The sequence below is a fragment of the Pseudoalteromonas sp. JSTW genome, from assembly GCF_013423925.1.
GTDB lineage: Bacteria > Pseudomonadota > Gammaproteobacteria > Enterobacterales > Alteromonadaceae > Pseudoalteromonas > Pseudoalteromonas lipolytica.
Genome location: NZ_CP058972.1, coordinates 2277464 through 2297309 on the forward strand (window position 1 = coordinate 2277464; position 19846 = coordinate 2297309).

General features: G+C 42.5%; 15 protein-coding genes. 7 read left to right on the forward strand and 8 right to left on the reverse strand.

Annotated elements, in window-relative coordinates:
- Nucleotides 1–8: 8 nt before the first annotated feature.
- Together lipB and lipA are read left to right on the forward strand one after the other, a co-directional pair.
- On the forward strand, nucleotides 9–662 hold the full coding sequence (lipB, locus tag GZH31_RS10455; RefSeq protein WP_036967333.1) for a lipoyl(octanoyl) transferase LipB: 654 nt from the start codon (nucleotides 9–11) through the stop codon (nucleotides 660–662).
- Nucleotides 659–1624, forward strand: coding sequence for a lipoyl synthase (gene lipA, locus GZH31_RS10460; RefSeq protein WP_036967331.1), 966 nt, complete (start codon nucleotides 659–661; stop codon nucleotides 1622–1624). Before lipB ends, lipA begins: the two co-directional genes overlap by 4 nt.
- A 29-nt stretch (nucleotides 1625–1653) precedes the next feature.
- Here the strand turns inward: lipA and GZH31_RS10465 are convergent, their stop codons facing one another.
- Nucleotides 1654–2172: a YdcF family protein gene (locus tag GZH31_RS10465; protein ID WP_180310940.1), complete on the reverse strand. Its 519-nt coding sequence runs from the start codon at nucleotides 2170–2172 to the stop codon at nucleotides 1654–1656.
- 8 nt (nucleotides 2173–2180) lie between these two features.
- Complete coding sequence (locus GZH31_RS10470) at nucleotides 2181–2774, reverse strand: TetR/AcrR family transcriptional regulator (RefSeq protein ID WP_036967326.1); 594 nt, start codon at nucleotides 2772–2774, stop codon at nucleotides 2181–2183.
- Between the two features lie 114 nt (nucleotides 2775–2888).
- Between GZH31_RS10470 and GZH31_RS10475 the strand changes: the two genes are divergently transcribed.
- Nucleotides 2889–3968, forward strand: coding sequence for an MBL fold metallo-hydrolase (locus GZH31_RS10475; protein WP_180310941.1), 1080 nt, complete (start codon nucleotides 2889–2891; stop codon nucleotides 3966–3968).
- 127 nt (nucleotides 3969–4095) lie between these two features.
- Nucleotides 4096–5733: a M28 family metallopeptidase gene (locus GZH31_RS10480; protein ID WP_180310942.1), complete on the forward strand. Its 1638-nt coding sequence runs from the start codon at nucleotides 4096–4098 to the stop codon at nucleotides 5731–5733.
- A gap of 60 nt (nucleotides 5734–5793) precedes the next feature.
- On the opposite strand, the gene GZH31_RS10485 is transcribed toward GZH31_RS10480, so the two are convergent.
- From GZH31_RS10485 to fabB, 4 genes are all read right to left on the reverse strand, one after another.
- Nucleotides 5794–10101 (reverse strand): FimV/HubP family polar landmark protein, encoded by a 4308-nt coding sequence (locus GZH31_RS10485; protein WP_180310943.1) that lies wholly within the window; start codon nucleotides 10099–10101, stop codon nucleotides 5794–5796.
- 320 nt (nucleotides 10102–10421) lie between these two features.
- Nucleotides 10422–11438, reverse strand: coding sequence for an aspartate-semialdehyde dehydrogenase (locus GZH31_RS10490; RefSeq protein ID WP_075593707.1), 1017 nt, complete (start codon nucleotides 11436–11438; stop codon nucleotides 10422–10424).
- 31 nt (nucleotides 11439–11469) lie between these two features.
- Nucleotides 11470–12591: a 4-phosphoerythronate dehydrogenase gene (locus GZH31_RS10495; RefSeq protein ID WP_036967315.1), complete on the reverse strand. Its 1122-nt coding sequence runs from the start codon at nucleotides 12589–12591 to the stop codon at nucleotides 11470–11472.
- 175 nt (nucleotides 12592–12766) lie between these two features.
- Nucleotides 12767–13981, reverse strand: coding sequence for a beta-ketoacyl-ACP synthase I (gene fabB / locus GZH31_RS10500; RefSeq protein WP_036967312.1), 1215 nt, complete (start codon nucleotides 13979–13981; stop codon nucleotides 12767–12769).
- 179 nt (nucleotides 13982–14160) lie between these two features.
- On the opposite strand from fabB, the gene mnmC reads away from it, so the two are divergent.
- On the forward strand, nucleotides 14161–16206 hold the full coding sequence (gene mnmC, locus GZH31_RS10505) for a bifunctional tRNA (5-methylaminomethyl-2-thiouridine)(34)-methyltransferase MnmD/FAD-dependent 5-carboxymethylaminomethyl-2-thiouridine(34) oxidoreductase MnmC (RefSeq protein ID WP_180310944.1): 2046 nt from the start codon (nucleotides 14161–14163) through the stop codon (nucleotides 16204–16206).
- Nucleotides 16207–16342: 136 nt separating this feature from the next.
- The gene (locus GZH31_RS10510; RefSeq protein WP_180310945.1) at nucleotides 16343–16981 is read left to right on the forward strand and encodes an SDR family oxidoreductase; all 639 of its coding nucleotides are present in this window, start codon (nucleotides 16343–16345) and stop codon (nucleotides 16979–16981) included.
- Here GZH31_RS10510 and GZH31_RS10515 read toward each other — a convergent pair.
- Nucleotides 16978–17751 carry a sulfite exporter TauE/SafE family protein gene (locus GZH31_RS10515; protein ID WP_036967304.1) on the reverse strand — a complete coding sequence of 258 codons (774 nt, stop codon included), beginning with the start codon at nucleotides 17749–17751 and terminating at the stop codon, nucleotides 16978–16980. The two genes, GZH31_RS10510 and GZH31_RS10515, sit on opposite strands and share 4 nt — an antisense overlap.
- Nucleotides 17752–17943: 192 nt before the next feature.
- Here GZH31_RS10515 and GZH31_RS10520 point away from each other — a divergent pair, with 192 nt between their 5' ends.
- Nucleotides 17944–18660, forward strand: a complete 717-nt coding sequence (locus tag GZH31_RS10520) for an enoyl-CoA hydratase/isomerase family protein (protein ID WP_180310946.1) — start codon at nucleotides 17944–17946, stop codon at nucleotides 18658–18660.
- A gap of 498 nt (nucleotides 18661–19158) precedes the next feature.
- Here the strand turns inward: GZH31_RS10520 and GZH31_RS10525 are convergent, their stop codons facing one another.
- Complete coding sequence (locus GZH31_RS10525; RefSeq protein ID WP_180310947.1) at nucleotides 19159–19677, reverse strand: HD domain-containing protein; 519 nt, start codon at nucleotides 19675–19677, stop codon at nucleotides 19159–19161.
- Nucleotides 19678–19846: the final 169 nt, after the last annotated feature.

Consider the following 19846-nt stretch of genomic DNA (forward strand, 5'->3'; position numbering starts at 1 on the left):
AGTAAGTCGTGAGCGAGAGAGAATTAATCGTTCGCCAATTAGGGCGACAGCGTTACATGCCAATTTGGCAAAAAATGCAATCATTTACCGATACCCGCGATGAGCACACAGCTGATGAAATTTGGCTTGTGGAACACGAACCTGTTTTTACACAGGGTCAGGCAGGTAAGGCAGAGCACCTTTTAAACACCGGTGATATTGAAGTGATTCAAGTAGACCGAGGTGGTCAAGTGACCTATCACGGACCGGGTCAACAAATGATGTACGTGCTGTTTAACCTTCGCCGTTTAAATATTGGCGTTCGTGAACTCGTCACTTGGTTGGAAGAGTGTATTATCGATACACTTAAAGATTATGATATTGAAGCCTATGCAAAGGCGGATGCACCTGGCGTTTATGTTAACGACAGTAAAGTTGCATCGTTAGGCTTACGCGTTCGTCGCGGCTGCTCTTTCCATGGTTTAGCACTGAATGTAAATATGGACCTAAGCCCATTTTTACGTATCAATCCATGCGGTTATGCTGGTATGAACATGGTGCAGACAACCGATCTCAATGGCCCACAGAACCTAGAGCAAGCAGGTTCAGGGCTTATTAAACACATGATTAAAAAGCTTAATGCTACTGTGGTTAAGCACACTGAAGGGTTTGAAAACGAATGAATAAACCAGTCAAAATGGAACCAGGCGTAAAACTGCGTGATGCTGAGAAAATGGCGCTGATCCCAGTGAAAGTTTTACCAACAGAAAAGAACGAAATGTTACGTAAGCCAGAATGGCTTAAAATTCGTTTGCCAAAATCAACAGAGCGTATTGATGGTATTAAAAGTGCCATGCGTAAACACGGCTTACACTCTGTGTGTGAAGAAGCATCGTGCCCTAACCTATCAGAATGCTTTAATCACGGTACAGCAACCTTTATGATTCTTGGTGCAATTTGTACGCGTCGCTGCCCGTTTTGTGATGTTGCGCATGGGCGTCCATTAAAGCCTGATGCGGCAGAGCCAGAAAAACTAGCTCTAACGATTAAAGATATGAAGTTAAGCTATGTTGTTATTACGTCTGTTGACCGTGATGACCTACGTGATGGCGGTGCACAACACTTTGCTGACTGTATTCGTGAAATTCGTAAGCATAACCCAAATATCACCATTGAAATTCTAGTACCTGATTTTCGTGGCCGTATGGACAGAGCGCTTGATATCTTAATTGAAACGCCGCCAGATGTGTTCAACCACAACTTAGAAACGGCACCACGATTATACAAACTAGCGCGTCCGGGGGCTGATTATAAATGGTCATTAGAGCTACTTCGTCGCTTTAAAGAAGCGCACCCAGAAGTGAAAACAAAGTCTGGCCTAATGGTCGGTCTAGGCGAAGAAATCAGTGAGATTGAAGAAGTATTACGCGATTTACGTGAACATAACGTAGATATGCTCACGGTAGGTCAATACTTACAGCCTTCAAAGCACCACTTACCGGTTAAACGCTACGTGCCACCAGCCGAGTTTGATGGTTTAAAAGCTTATGCTGACGAAATTGGCTTCACACATGCTGCATGTGGCCCGTTTGTTCGCTCAAGCTACCATGCTGATCAACAGGCAGCAGGTAAAGAAGTTAAATAACACTTCTTATTAAACATTTAAAAGCCGCGCTATAAAATTTTATAGCGCGGCTTTTTTGTAGACATTAAAATATTTTGCTCTTCTCTTAACATTGCCTGCTGTTCATGAGCACGTAACAAAGCAAGCTCAGTGGCTGGTAAAGGCGTGACTGCAGGCACACACTCAAATTCCATCAAAGGCATAATGTGTCGAAAAACATAATGAACACGTTCAATATGAAACTCAGAGCTGACTAATAGTACTTTTTTAATCTCAGCACGGTCTAAAATAGGCTGTGCAAGTGTCGCATCTTCAAAGGTAAAACGGCTTGGGGCATGCGCCAAAAAGCGAGATACTGGAATACCTTGTTTAACTAAATAACGCTTGGTTAATTCGCCATGCGGATACGCACTTTTATTAAAGCTGCCAAAGCCACCTGTACACAATAGACTTGCATGTTGATGATCGCGAAAAACGGCGTAGGCTTTATCACAGCGTGCTTTTGCAATAACAGATAATCTGCCGTCAGGTTCATTTGGAGCGCCTAATACTACAATTGCCGTTTTCATCAGAAATACTATCGTTGATAACGCGCTAAAAACATTTTCACGGTTTCGCTAATCACTTTCTCTTCTGTGTCACCATTTTGGCGCTCAAATCCATACAAAAGAGGATAAAAGATCAGCGATTTTAATTGATACACAAACTGTTTAGCCGCAAATTCAGCATCGTCAATATGTAACACATGCGCGTCACTGGCCGCCTCTAAAAAAGCCACTAAATCTTGCATGCAACCCATACTGTTGTTGGCGAGCGACTTAGCTAAATCGGGCTGTTGGAGCATTTGCATAAAAGCCACTTTCGCTATTTTTAGAAACTCTTCAGAGGTAAGCAAAGCCACCTCTTGCACAGCAATTTGTGTTAACTGCTCTGCAATAGGGTGTTGCTTATTAAAAATAACGGCTTTTTCTTGACGCACTTTTTCAAACATAAACACCAGAATAGCCTGAAACAGCACACCTTTATTTTCAAAATGATTATAAACAGTGCGTTTAGAAGCGCCCGCTAAGCTTGCAACCTGATCCATACTCGTCTGTTCAAAACCTTGTTGAAAAAACAACGTTTCAGCTGCATTCAAAATATCGAGTCGTTTTCTTTGTGATAATTTCATGTACTTCCCCCATGACATCAATAGTGTAACGCAAAAATAAAAAATGCACTAGATAGTTTACTTTTAAAGCAAACAATGAAAAACTACACCACTCAGTTTACTTATGGTAACGATATGAAATTTCTAAGATGGCTCGTAATCGCCACAGTATGCTTCATGGTCGGCGTGTTAATTATGAATAATCAAATTGCCGCTGAAGGCGTAAGTGATGACAGTCACTCAGCTCAATTAGTAGATGGCACCTTCTATAATAATGCAAAGGTTGAGCAGCCTGGTTTTAGAAAAACGCTGGGAATCTTCATACGTTTCATGACAGAAAAGAAAATTGATGCAGAACCCAAACACGAACTGCCTATGTATGCTTTATCAACACAGCAGCTTGCGTCTTTATCGAATGACAGCGTCCATTTTGTGAAACTGGGCCACTCATCAATTTTAGCTAAAGTGTATGGTGAGTTTTGGCTGTTTGATCCTGTATTTTCCGAGCGAGCTTCGCCATTTTCGTTTATGGGACCAAAGCGTTTTCAACCTACGCCAATACGCATTGAACAGTTACCTCACATTGCGAAGGTTTTTATCTCGCACAACCATTATGATCATTTAGATAAAGCAGCTATCAAGCAACTGGCCGACAAAACCGACTCTTTTTATGTTCCGCTCGGTGTAGAAAATGAACTCATAAAATGGGGAGTAAAAAAGCAAAAAGTGCTTAGCTTTGATTGGTGGCAAGAGCATACGACTACAAACAGCCAAATCGTTTTTACACCCACACAGCACTTTTCAGGCAGAGGTTTAACGGATAGAAACAAAACACTGTGGGGCTCATGGGCAATAAAAGTAAAAGACAAACGCTTTTATTTTAGTGGTGACTCTGGTTATTTCGCGGGCTTTAAAGAAATTGGCAAACGCTATGGGCCATTTGATATTACCTTTATTGAAACTGGGGCTTACGACCAAGAGTGGTCGAATATTCACATGACACCAGAGCAATCTGTTCAAGCGCATTTAGATTTACACGGAAATATCATGGTCCCAGTGCATAATGGCACATTCGATTTAGCATTTCACGCCTGGTATGAACCACTCAACCGCGTGACTAAAAAGGCTGTACAAGAGCATGTCTCGCTAAGCACCCCACTAGTTGGCGAGGTATTCAGTATTCAAGATCCTGCGATAAACAAAACCTGGTGGTAAATTTTTCATGGCTGAAAATTGAATGATTATCTACTCATCCTGAATAATCAGTTGTTTGTAGCGTCTTTCTGGACAGCCCTCTTCTCGTCCCATATAGTGAAACTCTGTACAATCAACCAGAAAAACTATGACAACTTACCTTAAATACGCAAGTTTAGCGCTTGCCGTGGGTTTATTAGGTTGCTCTGAGCAACCAACCCCAAGCGCTGATGAAGCAAGCACTGATAAACTAAGTACATCCACGCTTGAAGCCGTCAACATTGACAAAGTACGTTCACACATTAAAACACTTGCCTCTGATGAGTTTTTAGGCCGTGGTCCACTCACAGAAGGCGAAACTCTGACCATTAACTACTTAGCTGACGAATACAAAAAGCTAGGCTTAACGGGCAGTTTTAATGGCAATTTTTTACAGCCAGTGACAATGGCAAAACTCACGCCTGATCAGAATATGACGCTAAAGGTTGGCGAGTTAAGCTTTAATGCTGGCAGTGATTTTACCGCACGCACGCAACAAATTAATCCAGAGTTCAACATTGCTGGCTCTGACGTGGTGTTTGTTGGCTATGGTATTAATGCCCCAGAGTATAACTGGGATGACTTTGCTGACATTGATGTAAAAGACAAAACAGTTATTGTACTTGTCAATGACCCAGGATTTGCGACTCAAGACGACACGCTATTTACAGGCAATGCCATGACCTATTATGGTCGTTGGACTTACAAATACGAAGAAGGTGCACGCCAAGGTGCAAAAGCCGTGTTTATCGTGCACGAAACAGCACCAGCCGCTTACCCTTGGGGAGTTGTTGAAAGCTCGAACACAGGCAGTAAATACACACTTATCGACCAAGACAATAATGCATCAGACATTCCTGTCATGGGATGGATTGATGAGCAGGCCGCAAATGAAATTTTTGCTCAAGCAGGCTTTGATTATCAAACCGAAAAAGCCAACGCATTAAAAGCTGATTTTAAGCCGCTTGATTTAAAAGTGAAAGCGGAGCTGACATTGAAAAGTGATATCTCCCAAGCACAATCGCATAATGTTGTAGCAACACTTAAAGGCAGTGAAACACCTGATGAATACATCGTTATTGGCGCTCACTGGGATCATTTTGGTACGAAGCAAACCGAAGAGGGGCTGAAGATTTATAATGGTGCTGTCGATAACGCTTCAGGCACCGCAGCCACTATTGAAATTGCCCGCATTTTGAGTGAAATGCATAAGAAAAAGCCATTCAAACGCTCAATAATCTTCGCAAATTTCACCGCAGAAGAAACGGGGCTAATTGGTTCAGAGCAATTCGCTACCGGCGAAATTGCCCCCACCAAACAAATGGTGGCACTGCTTAATATCGATGGTATGAACGTACTTGATGGCGTTGACTACATTTTACAATACGGCAAAGGCATGTCTGAAATGGAAGACTACCTAGCTGAGGCAGCACAGTCACAAGGACGTCACGTAAAGATGGATCCAAGACCACAGAATGGCTTGTTCTTCCGCTCAGATCATTTTTCATTGGCTAAACAAGGCGTGCCAAGCTTGTTATTTATGAGCTTAGGCGATACAGACCCCGACTATATTGCTCATAAATACCATAAAGAAGCTGACGACTATTCGCCGCAATGGTCAATGGGCGGTGTGAAACAAGACATTGAACTGATTGTTGATATTGCAGCCAAGCTTGCTAATAACGGTGATTGGCCAAAATGGAAAGCCGAGTCTGATTTCAAGGCTCGTCGTTTACAAGATAGGTAATACCCTATATTAAATACAAAAAAACCGAGCGACTAAGCTCGGTTTATTTACTTTGATACTTTATGACTTAATTTTAGCTTTTAAAGATAGCGCCTCTTCTTGCACTTCTTCTGGGCCATTGGCAATCACATCTTCAATTGCCTCTAACGCAGAATCAAAATCATCTATTTCGATATACGCTCGCACTAAATCAAGCTTGGCAGAGTAGCCCCCACTTTCAGCATCAACATCTGTAGGGTTATCACCTGCAAGCAAGTCATTAAAATCGCTAAGACCCACATCCATATCAACATCGTCATATGGTTCAAAATCAAGCGCTTCATCATCACTCTGTTCAAGCAATGAATCTATATCAACAAACTCATCGTCTGTTTGCTTAGAGGCTTGTTCATCTGAGGGTTCAATATCAGTTGAAAAGTCACTTTCGTCTGCGGCTTCAACTTGCAGGTCTTCATTTAACAGTGCATTGAAATCAACGTCGAACTCACTGGCATCCGTTATGTCTGTTTCATCCGGTTCGGCGAGCTCATTAAGCAATGCATCAAAATCTGTTTGCGTCAGATCTGCCATAAAATCATCATCGATTTCATCATCTGACAGCTCACCGATACCGTCACTATCCGCAAGAGTAGATTCAATATCAGCCAGTGTTTGCGCATTATCTGCAACACTTTCTAGTTCAGCCTCTTCTAACTCAAACTCTTGTAAATCATCAAGCTCTGGTAGCGGGTCATCTACTGTTACTTTATTTTCAAGTTCAGCAGAGTCACTTTCAGGCTCAAATGCATCAGCTTCAGTGAATTCATTATCGAGCAAAAGATCATCATCAAAGTCATCTTCAAGCTGGTCAAGTTCATTGCCACCTGCGAGTGAGTTAGCTAGATCTTGCTCTGCTTGGCTCGGCTTTATCGTATCTTCGTTTTTGAGCTCTGTGTCATTATCATCTAACTCAAAACCTGCTTCATCTAACTCAAGTTCTGGGTATTCCTCCAGTTCTTGGCTTGGTGTCACCGTATCTTGCGTTAAAGGTTCGTCTTCAATGTCTAAATCAAATTCATCGGTTAACTCGTCCTCGGCAAGCGGGTCGTCACCTAAATCAATTTCAACCTCTTCAAAGTCCTGCTCGGGTTCATCAATAGACCAATCTGGTGGGGCAACATAGTCTTCGTCTTCACCGATTTCGTTGAGCAGTTCATCAACACTTTTTAATGCCGGATCATCATATTCATCTAAGCGGTCATCTTCGTCTAACAGCTCATCACTGTCTTCATTAAATTCCTGATGCAGAGCTTCATCAATGTCTACTTCTTCTGTGCTATCAACTAATTCAGATGCCACTGATTCTACATTCATGTCATCAATTGCTTGATCAGCATCAGCAAGATCAGCTAATGAGTCTTGTAGATTTTCGTTATGCTGCGCGTTGTTGTCTTCTTCGTTCGATAGGTCAGAGATTTGCGCTTCTGTCTCTTGCTTAAGCTCATTTGCTTCTTGAATGAGTTCATCAATATCATCGAGATCATCGTCTTCAGTAATCAGCGAATCATCTAACTCATCTTCATCATTAAGTGTATCGACGCCTGTCTCTTCATCGGCTTCATCTTGATCGGTTTCGACTTCATCAAGTAATGAATCAATGTCGTCAATATCAAGCGCGTCATCAAGCTCATTTTCATCAACCTGTTCATCGAACTCAGGTTCTTCATCGACTAATGGCTCTTCACTCTGCGCGTCTTCAATTGCAGCTTCATCCGTTGCAACCTCATCAAGTAGTGAGTCAATGTCGTCAACATCAAGTGCATCGTCTAGCACGTCTTCGTCAACAGACTCGTTTTCATCAACCAACGCATCTTCATCAACTAGATCGTCAACTTGAGGTTGGTCGTCAGCTTGAGGCTGGTCATCCTCTTCTGGCTCTTCACTGAGTGTTTGTTCAGTCGTAGCTTCATCAGTTGAGGCTTCATCCAATGCAACGTCATCAAGGAGTGAGTCAATGTCATCAACATCTAGTGCATCGTCTAGTTCATCTTCGTCAACTAGCTCGTTTTCATCGACCTGTTCGTCAGTTTGAGGCTGGTCATCAACTTCAGGCTCTTCACTGAGTGTTTGTTCAGTCGTAACTTCATCTGTTGCAGCTTCATCCATTGCAACGTCATCAAGGAGTGAGTCAATGTCGTCAACATCGAGTGCATCGTCTAGTTCATCTTCGTCAACTAGCTCGTTTTCATCGACCTGTTCGTCAGTTTGAGGCTGGTCATCAACTTCAGGCTCTTCACTGAGAGTTTGTTCTGTTGCGGCTTCATCCATTGCAACGTCATCAAGGAGTGAGTCAATATCATCAACATCGAGTGCATCGTCTAGTTCATCTTCGTCAACTAGCGCGTTTTCATCAACTAGCTCGTCAACTTGAGGCTGGTCATCCTCTTCAGGTTCTTCACTGAGAGTTTGTTCAGTCGTAGCTTCATCAGTTGAGGCTTCATCTGTTGCAACGTCATCAAGGAGTGAGTCAATGTCGTCAACATCGAGTGAATCGTCTAGTTCATCTTCGTCAACTAGCTCGTTTTCATCGACCTGTTCGTCAGTTTGAGGCTGGTCATCAACTTCAGGCTCTTCACTGAGAGTTTGTTCTGTTGCGGCTTCATCCATTGCAACGTCATCAAGTAGTGAGTCAATGTCATCAACATCTAGCGCATCATCATCACTCGCTTCATCTAATAAAGCATCAATATCGTCAGCATCGACCGATTCCTCTTCCACTGTGTTCGATGTGTGTGCTGGCTGCTCATCCGTTTGCACGTCATCAATTAAGCTATCGATATCAAAATCATCTTCATCGATTAATTCAGCATCAATAGTGCCTACAGGGGTCTCGTCCTCTTCATCGAGTAAGTCGTCAATGTCATCTAAATTAACGTCTTCATTTTGCTCTGAGCTGGTATTATTGTTTTGCTCGTCAATTAGGCTGTCAATATCAAAATCGTCTTCGGCAAGCTCTTCACTTAATGCCGCCATATCATCGTTTTTGTTGCTGTCTTGCGAATCATCGGTGTTGTCGCTGGCGAATAGATCATCAATATCATCCGCACTTAAAATATCGCCTGAAGAGTCGACTTGTGATTGTTCACCTTCTAAATCAATTTCATCGCCTAAGCTGTCGTCATCAGATTGATCAAAATCTTGCTGTAAAAATGCGTCTAAATCATCATCTTCACTGCCTTCTGACTCATCATTAAACACAATATCGTCACTTAAAAGCCCTTCGAGTTCATCTTGATTTAAAACACTGTCATCGTCGTCAAAACTATCATCAATACTGTCATCAAAGATAATGTCATCATCTGGCAGCATATCTTGGTCTAAGTCATCATCTAAGCGAACACTCAGATCATCGTTATCTTCAACGGGGTCAGGAATAAGCGGATCATTATCGACTAGAGGGTCTAACTCATCATTTTCAGTGTAAGTTGGGCTTTGTGGTAGAAACTCATCGTCATCGCTGGCTTCTGGCGCGTTGTTATTTCTTTTTTTCAAAAACAACACAACAGCCGCAATAATAAGTAACGCAGGAATGAACATTAAAGCACCGAGAACAAATGGGTTGCTTAAAATTGACGACACGTTAAGCCCACTGTCCTCTTCAATCTTTTTTGCTTTTTGCTGCTCTATAATCTCATTCTGTTTGGCAATTAACTCTTTAAGTTGCTTTTGAATTTCACTGTCTTGTCCGAGTTGGTCACGAACCGTTTCTAGCTCTTTCGAAATACCTGTTAGCTGTTGTTTTAACTTATTATTTTCGGCAAGAATTTCTTCAACATTATCGACCGATGTTTTAAATTGCTTTTGCAATTCAACAAGCTGCGTGCCTTGCTCAGTTTTGATTGTGTTTATTTCTTGTTTAAGCTCTTGCTTTGCTTCGTCTAAATCGACTTTACGAGCTTGCGTCACCTTTTTTTGCGATTCGTTTATTTCGGCGACTGTTAATGTGCCATTTTTCTTTTTCTCCCACAGCTCATCGTCTTGCTCAGATCGGGCTTTCGCTAGGGTCGGGTTAACAGCACGCATTTCTGCAATAGTCGGAATTTTAAGATACGCGCCATCACGCATGTGATTCAGGTTTTGATCTAAAAACGATGACGGGTTTTTGTCGTACAATGCTTGCATAACCTGATAAATGCTTACAGAGTTATCAGGTCGAATTTTAGCGGCAATACGCCACAGAGTATCAGTCGGTTTTATCGGACCAATTGATCGCCCCTGCGCACCATAATCGACGCCTTTAGGGCCTTTAAGAGTGGAGCCTTCATCAGAGTAAGTCGGTGTTACCACCAAGGCAGACGCTAATATGAAGAGTGTTGCTAAACCGCGCATGCTGATCCTTTATGTTTTAAATGTTAACGCAGCAACGTTGGTTGCTTAAACATCAAGTAATTCTTGCAGAATTGATTCTTAATTATGCTTTCTTGCAAGCTCTATTCCAGCTGCAAACTATAAACCAGTTGGTGAGCAATATCTATTGCAACACGTTGATAGTAAATAGCTTAAATATTAGCGGCTGAGAGACTTTTTTATTGTTATGTTAAGTTTATACGCTTTTACAGCGTATGCGGCAATAATTTGGCACTGAAAACATAAAAAAAGCGGCAATTAGCCGCTCTCTTTACTGAATGACTCAGTCAAAATCATCAGATTTAAAGGTAGTTTGCAATTAGCTCTTCAGCGATTTGCACACTGTTCGTTGCAGCCCCTTTACGCGTGTTGTCACTCACTACCCACATGTTTAAGCCGTGTGGATGAGAAATGTCTGCACGTAAACGACCAACATACACAGTGTCATTACCACTTGCATCAGATACCGCTGTTGGGTAATCACCCAAGTCATCAATCAGTTCTACACCGGGTGCATCATTCAGTAACTGTTTTACATGCTCAAGATCAACTGGCATACGTGTCTCAATATTAATCGCTTCACTGTGACCAAAGAAAACCGGAACACGAACACACGTTGGGTTTACCACGACACTCGTGTCACCTAAGATTTTTTGTGTCTCGTTCACCATTTTCATTTCTTCACGGGTATAACCGTTGTCTTCAAAAGTATCGATTTGTGGGATGACATTAAAGGCAATCTGCTTAGAAAAAACAGCATTATCCATTGGACGCGCATTCATTAGGTTAGCGGTTTGCTTAGCAAGTTCATCAACGGCCTCTTTGCCCGCACCCGACACAGCCTGATAAGTCGATACATTAATACGGTCAATACCGTATGCATCGTAAATAGGCTTTAACGCGACCAACATTTGAATAGTTGAGCAGTTAGGATTTGCAATGATATTGCGGTTTCTAAAATCCGCTAAGCTCGATGCATTCACTTCAGGTATCACTAATGGTACATCGAAGTCATTGCGAAAATGCGAGGTATTATCAATCACCACACACCCTGCGTCTGCAGCAATGGGAGCGTACTTTTCAGAAACATTTCCCCCAGCTGAAAATAAACCTATGTGTGCCTGGCTAAAGTCAAATCCTTCTACGTCGAGTACTTCAATCGATTCACCACGGAATTGTATTTCCTCACCCGCACTGCGGCTACTTGCAAGCAAGAACAACTCGCCAACCGGAAATTTACGATCTTCTAAAGTTTCGATAATTTGACGACCCACTAAACCTGTGGCGCCTAAGACAGCAACATTAAATTTTTGCGACATGTGTTTTCCTCATATGAATAAAGTACTGACTTTATTCGTTAATTCTAAATCCCAGTGCAGCTAAAGCGGCTTCACAGGCACTGTTTGCAGCCACCGACAGTGTATTAAACTCACGTCGTGGCGGGTAATTTTTCCGTAGGCTATCAAACCCTTCTTGATTTAACTTACTACGCAAGATGCCATCATCACGACGAACATCGTAAATAAGGTGTACTAAGCGGCCTATGTCATCTAACGTAAAGGTTTCACCGAGCGAGACAGCATGGCTAATTGGTTCAGGTAAAAAATCTTCCAGCGACTTCAGTGCTGCAACCCCCTCAAGTTCGCACACTTTTTGGTACAACATTTGAGTACCACGGGCTTTTCCTTCAAGGGTATGGCCTGCAATGTGCACACTCGCAAAACGCACATAATTAAGTAGCGGAGTGAGTATATTTGGCTCGTTTTCCCAAACATCAAGCACGCAATCAAGTTTCGCTCCTTGCTCAAATAACTCTAGCAAAGCCTGATTATCGATAACATCACCACGGCTTGCATTAATAAGCGTCGTGCCATCTTTAAGCTTCGCTAAACGTTGTTTGTTTAACATATGCAACGTTTTATGCGGCCCCTGCTTCACCAACGGCACGTGAAACGTAATAATATCGGCAGTGTCAAGAAGGGTATCAAAATCAGTATGTTCTACTAATTCACCGGTCTCATGCTTAGGAGGATCGCAGAGCAATACGTTCATACCCAGTAGGTTTAACTTATCGCGCAGACAACTACCAATGCTGCCTACCCCAACAATACCAATGGTTTTACCTTGCAGTGACTCAGCATTTTCTTGGCATAAAGCATATAAACTACTAATAACATATTCTGCTACAGCAACGGCATTACAGCCCGGCGCACTGCTAAATGCAATATTGCGCTCAGCCAGTAGTTCAGTATCAATGTGGTCAACACCTATGGTTGCCGTACCAACAAACTTCAACTTATCTGCCTGAGTTAATAACGCGTTATCAACATTTGTCACTGAACGAGTTAATAGTATATCAACCCCAGCCAACTGCTCAGGTTGTAAGTTACGGCCATCAAATCGCTCAACATCACCAAAATCGGCAAAGTACTGCTCAACCAATGGCATATTTTGATCTGCAAGAATTTTCATCTGTGTGTCCGAGAAGCAGAAAAGTGGCGCTATTGTAACGAAAATATAGCTATACGGATAGCGTAACTACTCATACAGACTCACGCTTAATAAATATAAAAGGCAAAGAATACAGTGCAGAGTTAGAAACGAAAAAGCCGAGCAAACGCTCGGCTTTGGCAAATACTGGAGAGGTTTAACCTTTATATTTGCTCATTACTAGTGTGGCGTTTGTGCCACCGAAACCAAAGCTGTTAGACATTACTGTATTCAGTTCAACGTCTTTACGCTCAGTAACAATGTTTAGACCTTCTGCTTGCTCATCTAACTCATCAATATTGATAGAAGGTGCAACAAAGTTGTGCTCTAGCATTAACAACGAGAAAATAGCCTCATGAACGCCTGCCGCACCTAATGCGTGACCCGTCATTGCTTTTGTTGCACTGATCATCGGTGAGTTACCGCCAAACACTTCTTGAATTGCGCCAAGCTCTTTAACATCACCAACTGGGGTTGAAGTACCGTGCGTATTTAAGTAATCAATGCCGCCTTCAAGACCTTGCATTGCTTGCTTCATACAACGTACCGCACCTTCACCTGATGGTGCTACCATGTCGTAACCGTCAGAAGTTGCACCATACCCTGTGATTTCAGCGTAGATGTGTGCGCCACGAGCAAGTGCATGCTCAAGTTCTTCAACGACAACGATACCGCCACCACCAGAGATAACAAAACCGTCACGGTTTGCATCGTAAGTGCGCGATGCTTTCTCAGGAGTTTCGTTATATTTAGTCGACAATGCGCCCATTGCATCGAATTCCATCGCCAGTGTCCAGTGAAGCTCTTCACCACCACCCGCAAAGATCACATCTTGCTTGCCAAGTTGAATTTGCTCAACCGCATGACCAATACAGTGTGCAGATGTTGCACAAGCAGAACTAATTGAGTAGTTAACACCTTTAATTTTGAATGGTGTTGCAAGACATGCCGACGTGGTGCTCGCCATCGTGCGCGGTACCATGTATGGACCTACACGCTTCACGCCTTTTTCACGCAGAATGTCAGCGGCTTCAACTTGCCATTTAGATGAACCACCACCCGAACCCACTAATAAACCAGTGCGTTCGTTTGAAACTTGCTCTTCATTAAGGCCTGCATCTTCAATTGCTTGTGCCATTGAAATATAAGCATATGCTGCTGCATCGCCCATAAAACGCATCGCTTTACGATCAACAAATTCTTTAACATCAATATCGATTTTGCCTGAAACGTTGCTACGTAGGTTGTAATCAGCAAACTCTTGGTTGAACGCGATACCACTACGGCCTTGTTTTAATGATTCTAATACTTCTTCTTTGTTGTTACCGATGCTTGAAACAACACCGATGCCCGTAATAACGGCTCTTCTCATGGGTAATTACCTTAGCTCTATACTAAATTGTGTTCTATTTTACGCTGAAAATACACGTTAAGTGGTCAGCTTTCTAGCGTACACATGTACTCTGAATGTGTAGCTTATAAATAACGCCAGACTATTTCAAAGAAAACACGTAAAATAATGAAAAAAAGTTGTAGTTATTTAGTTAAACCATGATCAAAAACGCAAATATACATTTTAATCACCTTGGTACACCCGTCGCCGATCAGTTTGACGATGTTTACTTCTCCAATGACGATGGCTTAGCTGAGTCGCATTATGTGTTTTATCAACAAAACAATATCTCGCAACGGTTACAAAATCATGACCGCGCGCATTTTGTTATTGCCGAGACGGGTTTTGGTACAGGGCTTAACTTTTTAAATACCTGGCAGCAATTTGCTGCTCACCTTGATAGGCAGCATGACAAGCAAGAAGTTCAAAATCAACACGACCTTAGTGTAAATAAAAGTGACAATAGCTCGGTTAGACGCTTGCATTTTATCTCGTTCGAAAAATTTCCAATTAAACGTGATGACCTTGCCCATGCACTAAAGGCGTGGCCTAGCTTACACACATTTAGTGCCCAGTTAATTGCTCAATACCCCATTAACCTTGCTGGCTGCCACAGATTAGAATTTGCCGACGGGCGAGTCGTGCTCGACCTTTATTTTGGTGACGTACAAGACAGCATTGATGCCATGAGTTATCCACGTGAAGGCGTTGTTGATGCATGGTACTTAGACGGTTTCGCGCCGAGTAAAAACCCCGATATGTGGCAGCAAAGTGTGTTTAATAAGATGCGTGCAATTTCACGCGAACATGCCACCCTAGCTACGTTCACAGCTGCAGGATTTGTTAGACGCGGTTTAAATGAAGCCGGTTTCGCTATGGCCAAAGCCAAAGGCTACGGCAAAAAACGTGAAATGCTGATTGGCACCTTAACAACACCCACAGAGCAGCAATCTGGCCCTGCGTATTTTTCTCATCATGCAAGTACATTAAATAACGTTGCTGTTATTGGTGGCGGCATCGCCAGTAGTAGTGTGATGTACTCTTTAGCTAAAAGGGGCATTACAACGACACTTTTTTGCCAAGATGACGCACTTGCTATGGGAGCCTCACACAATGTTCAGGGCGCTGTTTACCCGCACCTGCAAGCCAAGAACTCACCGCACAGCGAAATGTTTGCGCATAGCTTTTTATACGCAAAACGCCTATATCAACAATTACTCGATGACGGCTTCAACTACCCTCACCAATGGTGTGGTGTATTGCAACACGCAGTAAAACAGGGCTTGGCTGATAAACACCAAAATTTAGCCGACCAAGCGCTTTGGCCAACTGAATTAATGCGCAATGTCAGTGCGACTGAAGGCGATGATATTGCGGGAGTAAACACAGGCTACTCTGGCGTATTCTTTGAACAAGGTGGCTGGGTAAACCCGCCTGCCTTAGTGACCGCCCTCTTTAATAAGGCATACTCACTCAATTCAATTGAAACCCATTTTAACTGCCATATTGAACAACTTGAAAAAACAGAATCAGGTTGGGTGTTACATACAAAAACACAGCAATTTGGTCCATTTAGCGATGTAATAATATGTGCGGGCGAGCATAGCGACCAATTTAAACAAACCCAGGCATTGCCCGTTGTGGGTGTGCGTGGTCAGGTATCGCATGTTGAGGCAAGTGAGCAATCCAAACAATTAAAAACGGTGCTGTGTCATAAAGGATATTTTACCCCTGAGTTTCAAGAGCATCACTGCATGGGGGCAACATTTGAGAAAAACTCAAAAAGCCGCGAAGTAAAAGAGCAAGATAACCAAACAAACCGAGAACAACTGCTTAGCTTCTATAAAGACAGTGACTTTGCCACATCATTAGGCGAAATTACCGCAGCCAAAGCAGCAGTAAGATGCAGCTTTATTGATCACCTACCAATGGCTGGCGAGTGGGCGGAGCAAGACGATTATGTCAATGCCTTTGCGAATTTAAGACTCGGAAAACGTTACCAATATCAGCCCTTAGCAAAACCTCAACAAGGCTTGCATGTGCTTACAGGGTTTGGGGCAAGAGGTCTGTGCAGTGCGCCACTGTGTGCCGAACACTTGGTCGCCTGCTTAAACAATGAACCCAGACCTTTTAGCGAACGTGTTAGCCAAGCAATTCACCCTGCTCGCTTTATTATTCGCGACCTAATTCGTAATAAAATCTAAAAAGACAGGGGGCTAAAAAGGCCCCTTCTTTTTCAAGCCGATTACAAATTAGTTTAATTTGTCCCTTTAAAATTAAGATCACACCCCAAAGTAGTAAGTTACACGTAAAAGTTAACGCAACTGGAAGGAGTTTGGTATGAAAACCCTAATCATAGGTGCAAGCGGACAAATAGGTAAAATGACCACCCAAAAAATGCTCGCTCAAGAGCATGAAGTCGTGGCATTAGTACGTGATAAAAGCAAATTGACTGATATTGAGCACCCAAACCTGAGCATTGTTGAGCAGGATCTAGAAAATGATTTTAGTCGCGCACTTACAGGGATACAGCAAGTTATTTTTAGTGCCGGCTCTGGTGGTGCAACCGGTGCCGATAAAACCTTGCTCATTGATTTATGGGCTGCGGTAAAAGCAATTAACTATGCAGTTGATGCACAGGTTGAGCACTTTATCATGGTAAGCTCCATTGGCGCTGATGATCCCGATGGCATTGAAAGCAGCATCAAACCTTATTTAGTGGCTAAGCACATGGCCGATGAGCATCTACTACACAGTGGCTTACATTACAGCATAGTAAGACCAGGCACACTCCTTAACGAATCGGCGTCTGGATTATTCACCATAAATCGTCCTGCAACACGCCAAGATGCTGTGATAAACCGAGAAGATGTTGCTGATGCACTGGTTTATATCGCCAGTCATAGACCTGATAAATCGCAACTATTCGAGTTATTTAATGGTGACAAACCACTCGACGAGCTATTAGCAGGTAACTAAGCAAACACAAAATAGATTCCCTGCCACGCAAGTTGCAGGGAAAGTAATGTCAGTACTAAACGAAAAATTTGTTTAAATTTATCTGATGAGATACGGTGCAATAGCTTCAAACCCAGCCAAGTGCCTATTGCACCACTCATAATCATCGACATTACAAGCGGCAACCACTGCCAAAATGCAAACCCGACAGCACCATACAAAATAGCCTTTAAAGTATGCTGCACCGTCATACAACTCGAAAATGTCGCGGTAAATTGCAGCTTATTGTAGTTATTTACATACAAACAACTACCAACCAGCGGCCCACTGGCACCCACAAACATCGAAATAAACGAGGTCCAAAGCCCCGCTAAAATGCGCCAAAGCGTTGATGTTTCTCTGATCTTAGGTGTCACACCCCAAAGCAAATAGAGCACAAAAGCTGCCACCACTATTTTCATTAACTCAAGCGGAATAGCGGTGACTATAGTTGACGCTACCAGTGCACCAAAGATTCCTCCCAACGAGAAATATAAAAACATAGCGCCATCGATATGCTTAAAAGTATATAAAAAGCGGTTCGCGTTAGAGCCCAGCTGCACTAAGCCGTGCACAGGGATCACCACACTCATAGGCATCAGTGACGCCATAATGACTAACAACATTAACCCGCCACCAGCACCAAATGCAGCAGACACCATCGAGGTAAAACCTGCCAATATAATTAAGATAATTGTGCTGATCGGGCTTAACAACCCCCCACTAAAGAAATCCCAACTTACCAGTTCCATTATCGCGCTTTAAATAGAGTGTTTAGACTAAAATTACCATGGCAAGATAGTATTAGCGACTGTTTGAAACTGCATTTCGACTAAAAGCGGAGAACCTCCTCAGCACTCAAACTGGTCGGACTAGAGGTTTATTTTGTGCAACTGATGGTATATAACTATATCTATAACAAAAGAAAACGATAAAGGCACACCATGACCCCCATAACCGTAAGCACACAAGGCAGTGTTGCTATTCTCACTATGACCGCAGGTGAAAACCGCCATAACCCCACGTTTGCAGAAGCATTTTTAAATTGCCTTAATGACATTGAAGCGAACTCAGAACACAAAGCACTGATTATTACCTCAAGTGATGAAAAATCGTGGAGTTTAGGTATAGACACCGACTGGCTAATGCCCGCTTTAAAAGCACAAAAATATGAAGAAGTAAGTGGTTTTATGCACGCTATGGATGCCGTATTTAAACGTTTGTTACTTTACCCAATGCCAGTCATTGCCGCTATTAATGGCCATGCATTTGGTAATGGGGCTATTTTAGCGTGCGCCTGCGATTTTAGATTTATGCAAAGTAACCGTGGCTTTTTCTGTTTTCCAGAAGTTGATTTATCGATTCCGTTTTTACCAGGCATGATTGAATTTGTAAAAAAATCGATGCCTTATTACCGCTTTAACGAAATGAAATTGACAGGACGCCGGGTTACCGCAAGCGAGCTTGTTGCAGACCACGTCATCGAACAAGCCTGCCCCGACAGCGAAAGCTTGTTTAATACCGCATTCGAATTTGCCAGCCAGTTCGATAAAAAACGCCCTATATTTGCCGAACATAAAAAGCGCCTTCATAAACACATCATCGAAACGATTGATGTTGAAAACAAACCCATCATCGATGCCGTTCAGTTGGTTGTGTGATTTAATGTGATTAACCCCTTCAGACTCAATGAATAAGAGGTGTATTTTAGGCAATAAAAAAGGCCGCTCTTAGAGCAGCCTTTTTCATATTTGGTGGAGCTGGGGTGAGTCAAACTAAACAGCCAAACATTTGATTTTAAATAAAAATTTAGAAATCTAAAAAACCCATGGGCCACACCATGGGCCTCAAACTATCTCTGAACCCCGGGTTCAACTTTGCTCAAAAACAGGGATGAAAATATTTTGAAATTTTCCCTTTTTTAATGCTTTCAGCATCGTATTTTGTCTGATAAGTTCGAAATTGTATGATGAGTACTTAATATAGCAGGGATGCCTCAGTTTTAAAATTAATACGTGAGGGCAAAATGCATCTAAACGAAATAACAACTGACCTTTCCCCCTGTCCGACAAAAGTTTACCAGTAAGATTTTTCACGGCATACGTTTTGGGTTGGTTTTAGAATCAAGTAGGTTGGAATATTAAGCGAAAGTAAGCGTGTTACTTGATGGTGATAGCTCTTCTTTTTAGGTATTCATCATACAAAGAGGGGCTTGCGTTTTTGCAAAGTTCAGCAACTTGGTCAAGCCAAACAAAGTACTCAGTTAGTCGCTCATTTGACCAACCGCAAGGAATGGCTGTAGCGTTTGAGCAAATATCAGCAAGCTTAATACGCTGGACTGAGGTGGCTTTAGTGGGCAGCTGTTCGAGCATGCTAGCCCTACGTGCTGTTAATGATAGTGTTTTATCGTCTGTTAGCGCTTGCACCATTTCAAGTACACAAATACCAAATTCATTCGCAATTTGTTCCTTGGTAATCTCTGTGTCTTCTAGGCTGTCATGAAGAGCGGCAGCGCACAACTCATTTTCATCTTGAACATGAGCGATATTAACAAGCATATCGACAACTTCGATTAAATGGTTAATGTAGGGTGAGCCATCTGATTTACGCTGTTGTTGAGCGTGGTATTGGGCAGCCAACCGAAGTGATTTAGCCAAAAGCGCAAAATGATTCATCATGGCAACCTCAAAGTTTTAGAACAAAATTAAGCGTAGACCGTGTTGATGTATTATGTCACGTTAAAGTGCTGCTATGATAAATTAAATGTAAGTAACAAGCTATTTGAGCCAGCGCCACTGAAACAGATTACATTGTCTACTAGCTGTAAGTGCGCAGCAACTAGTGTTA

Excerpts from the sequence above, each read along its gene's own strand:
- fabB (WP_036967312.1), bottom strand. The coding sequence starts at position 13,981 with ATGAGAAGAGCCGTTATTACGGGCATCGGTGTTGTTTCAAGCATCGGT.
- GZH31_RS10490 (WP_075593707.1), bottom strand. The coding sequence starts at position 11,438 with ATGTCGCAAAAATTTAATGTTGCTGTCTTAGGCGCCACAGGTTTAGTG.
- lipA (WP_036967331.1), top strand. The coding sequence starts at position 659 with ATGAATAAACCAGTCAAAATGGAACCAGGCGTAAAACTGCGTGATGCT.
- GZH31_RS10470 (WP_036967326.1), bottom strand. The coding sequence starts at position 2,774 with ATGAAATTATCACAAAGAAAACGACTCGATATTTTGAATGCAGCTGAA.
- GZH31_RS10515 (WP_036967304.1), bottom strand. The coding sequence starts at position 17,751 with ATGGAACTGGTAAGTTGGGATTTCTTTAGTGGGGGGTTGTTAAGCCCG.
- GZH31_RS10525 (WP_180310947.1), bottom strand. The coding sequence starts at position 19,677 with ATGATGAATCATTTTGCGCTTTTGGCTAAATCACTTCGGTTGGCTGCC.
- GZH31_RS10495 (WP_036967315.1), bottom strand. The coding sequence starts at position 12,591 with ATGAAAATTCTTGCAGATCAAAATATGCCATTGGTTGAGCAGTACTTT.
- GZH31_RS10465 (WP_180310940.1), bottom strand. The coding sequence starts at position 2,172 with ATGAAAACGGCAATTGTAGTATTAGGCGCTCCAAATGAACCTGACGGC.
- GZH31_RS10485 (WP_180310943.1), bottom strand. The coding sequence starts at position 10,101 with ATGCGCGGTTTAGCAACACTCTTCATATTAGCGTCTGCCTTGGTGGTA.
- GZH31_RS10520 (WP_180310946.1), top strand. The coding sequence starts at position 17,944 with ATGACCCCCATAACCGTAAGCACACAAGGCAGTGTTGCTATTCTCACT.
- GZH31_RS10480 (WP_180310942.1), top strand. The coding sequence starts at position 4,096 with ATGACAACTTACCTTAAATACGCAAGTTTAGCGCTTGCCGTGGGTTTA.
- GZH31_RS10475 (WP_180310941.1), top strand. The coding sequence starts at position 2,889 with ATGAAATTTCTAAGATGGCTCGTAATCGCCACAGTATGCTTCATGGTC.
- mnmC (WP_180310944.1), top strand. The coding sequence starts at position 14,161 with ATGATCAAAAACGCAAATATACATTTTAATCACCTTGGTACACCCGTC.
- GZH31_RS10510 (WP_180310945.1), top strand. The coding sequence starts at position 16,343 with ATGAAAACCCTAATCATAGGTGCAAGCGGACAAATAGGTAAAATGACC.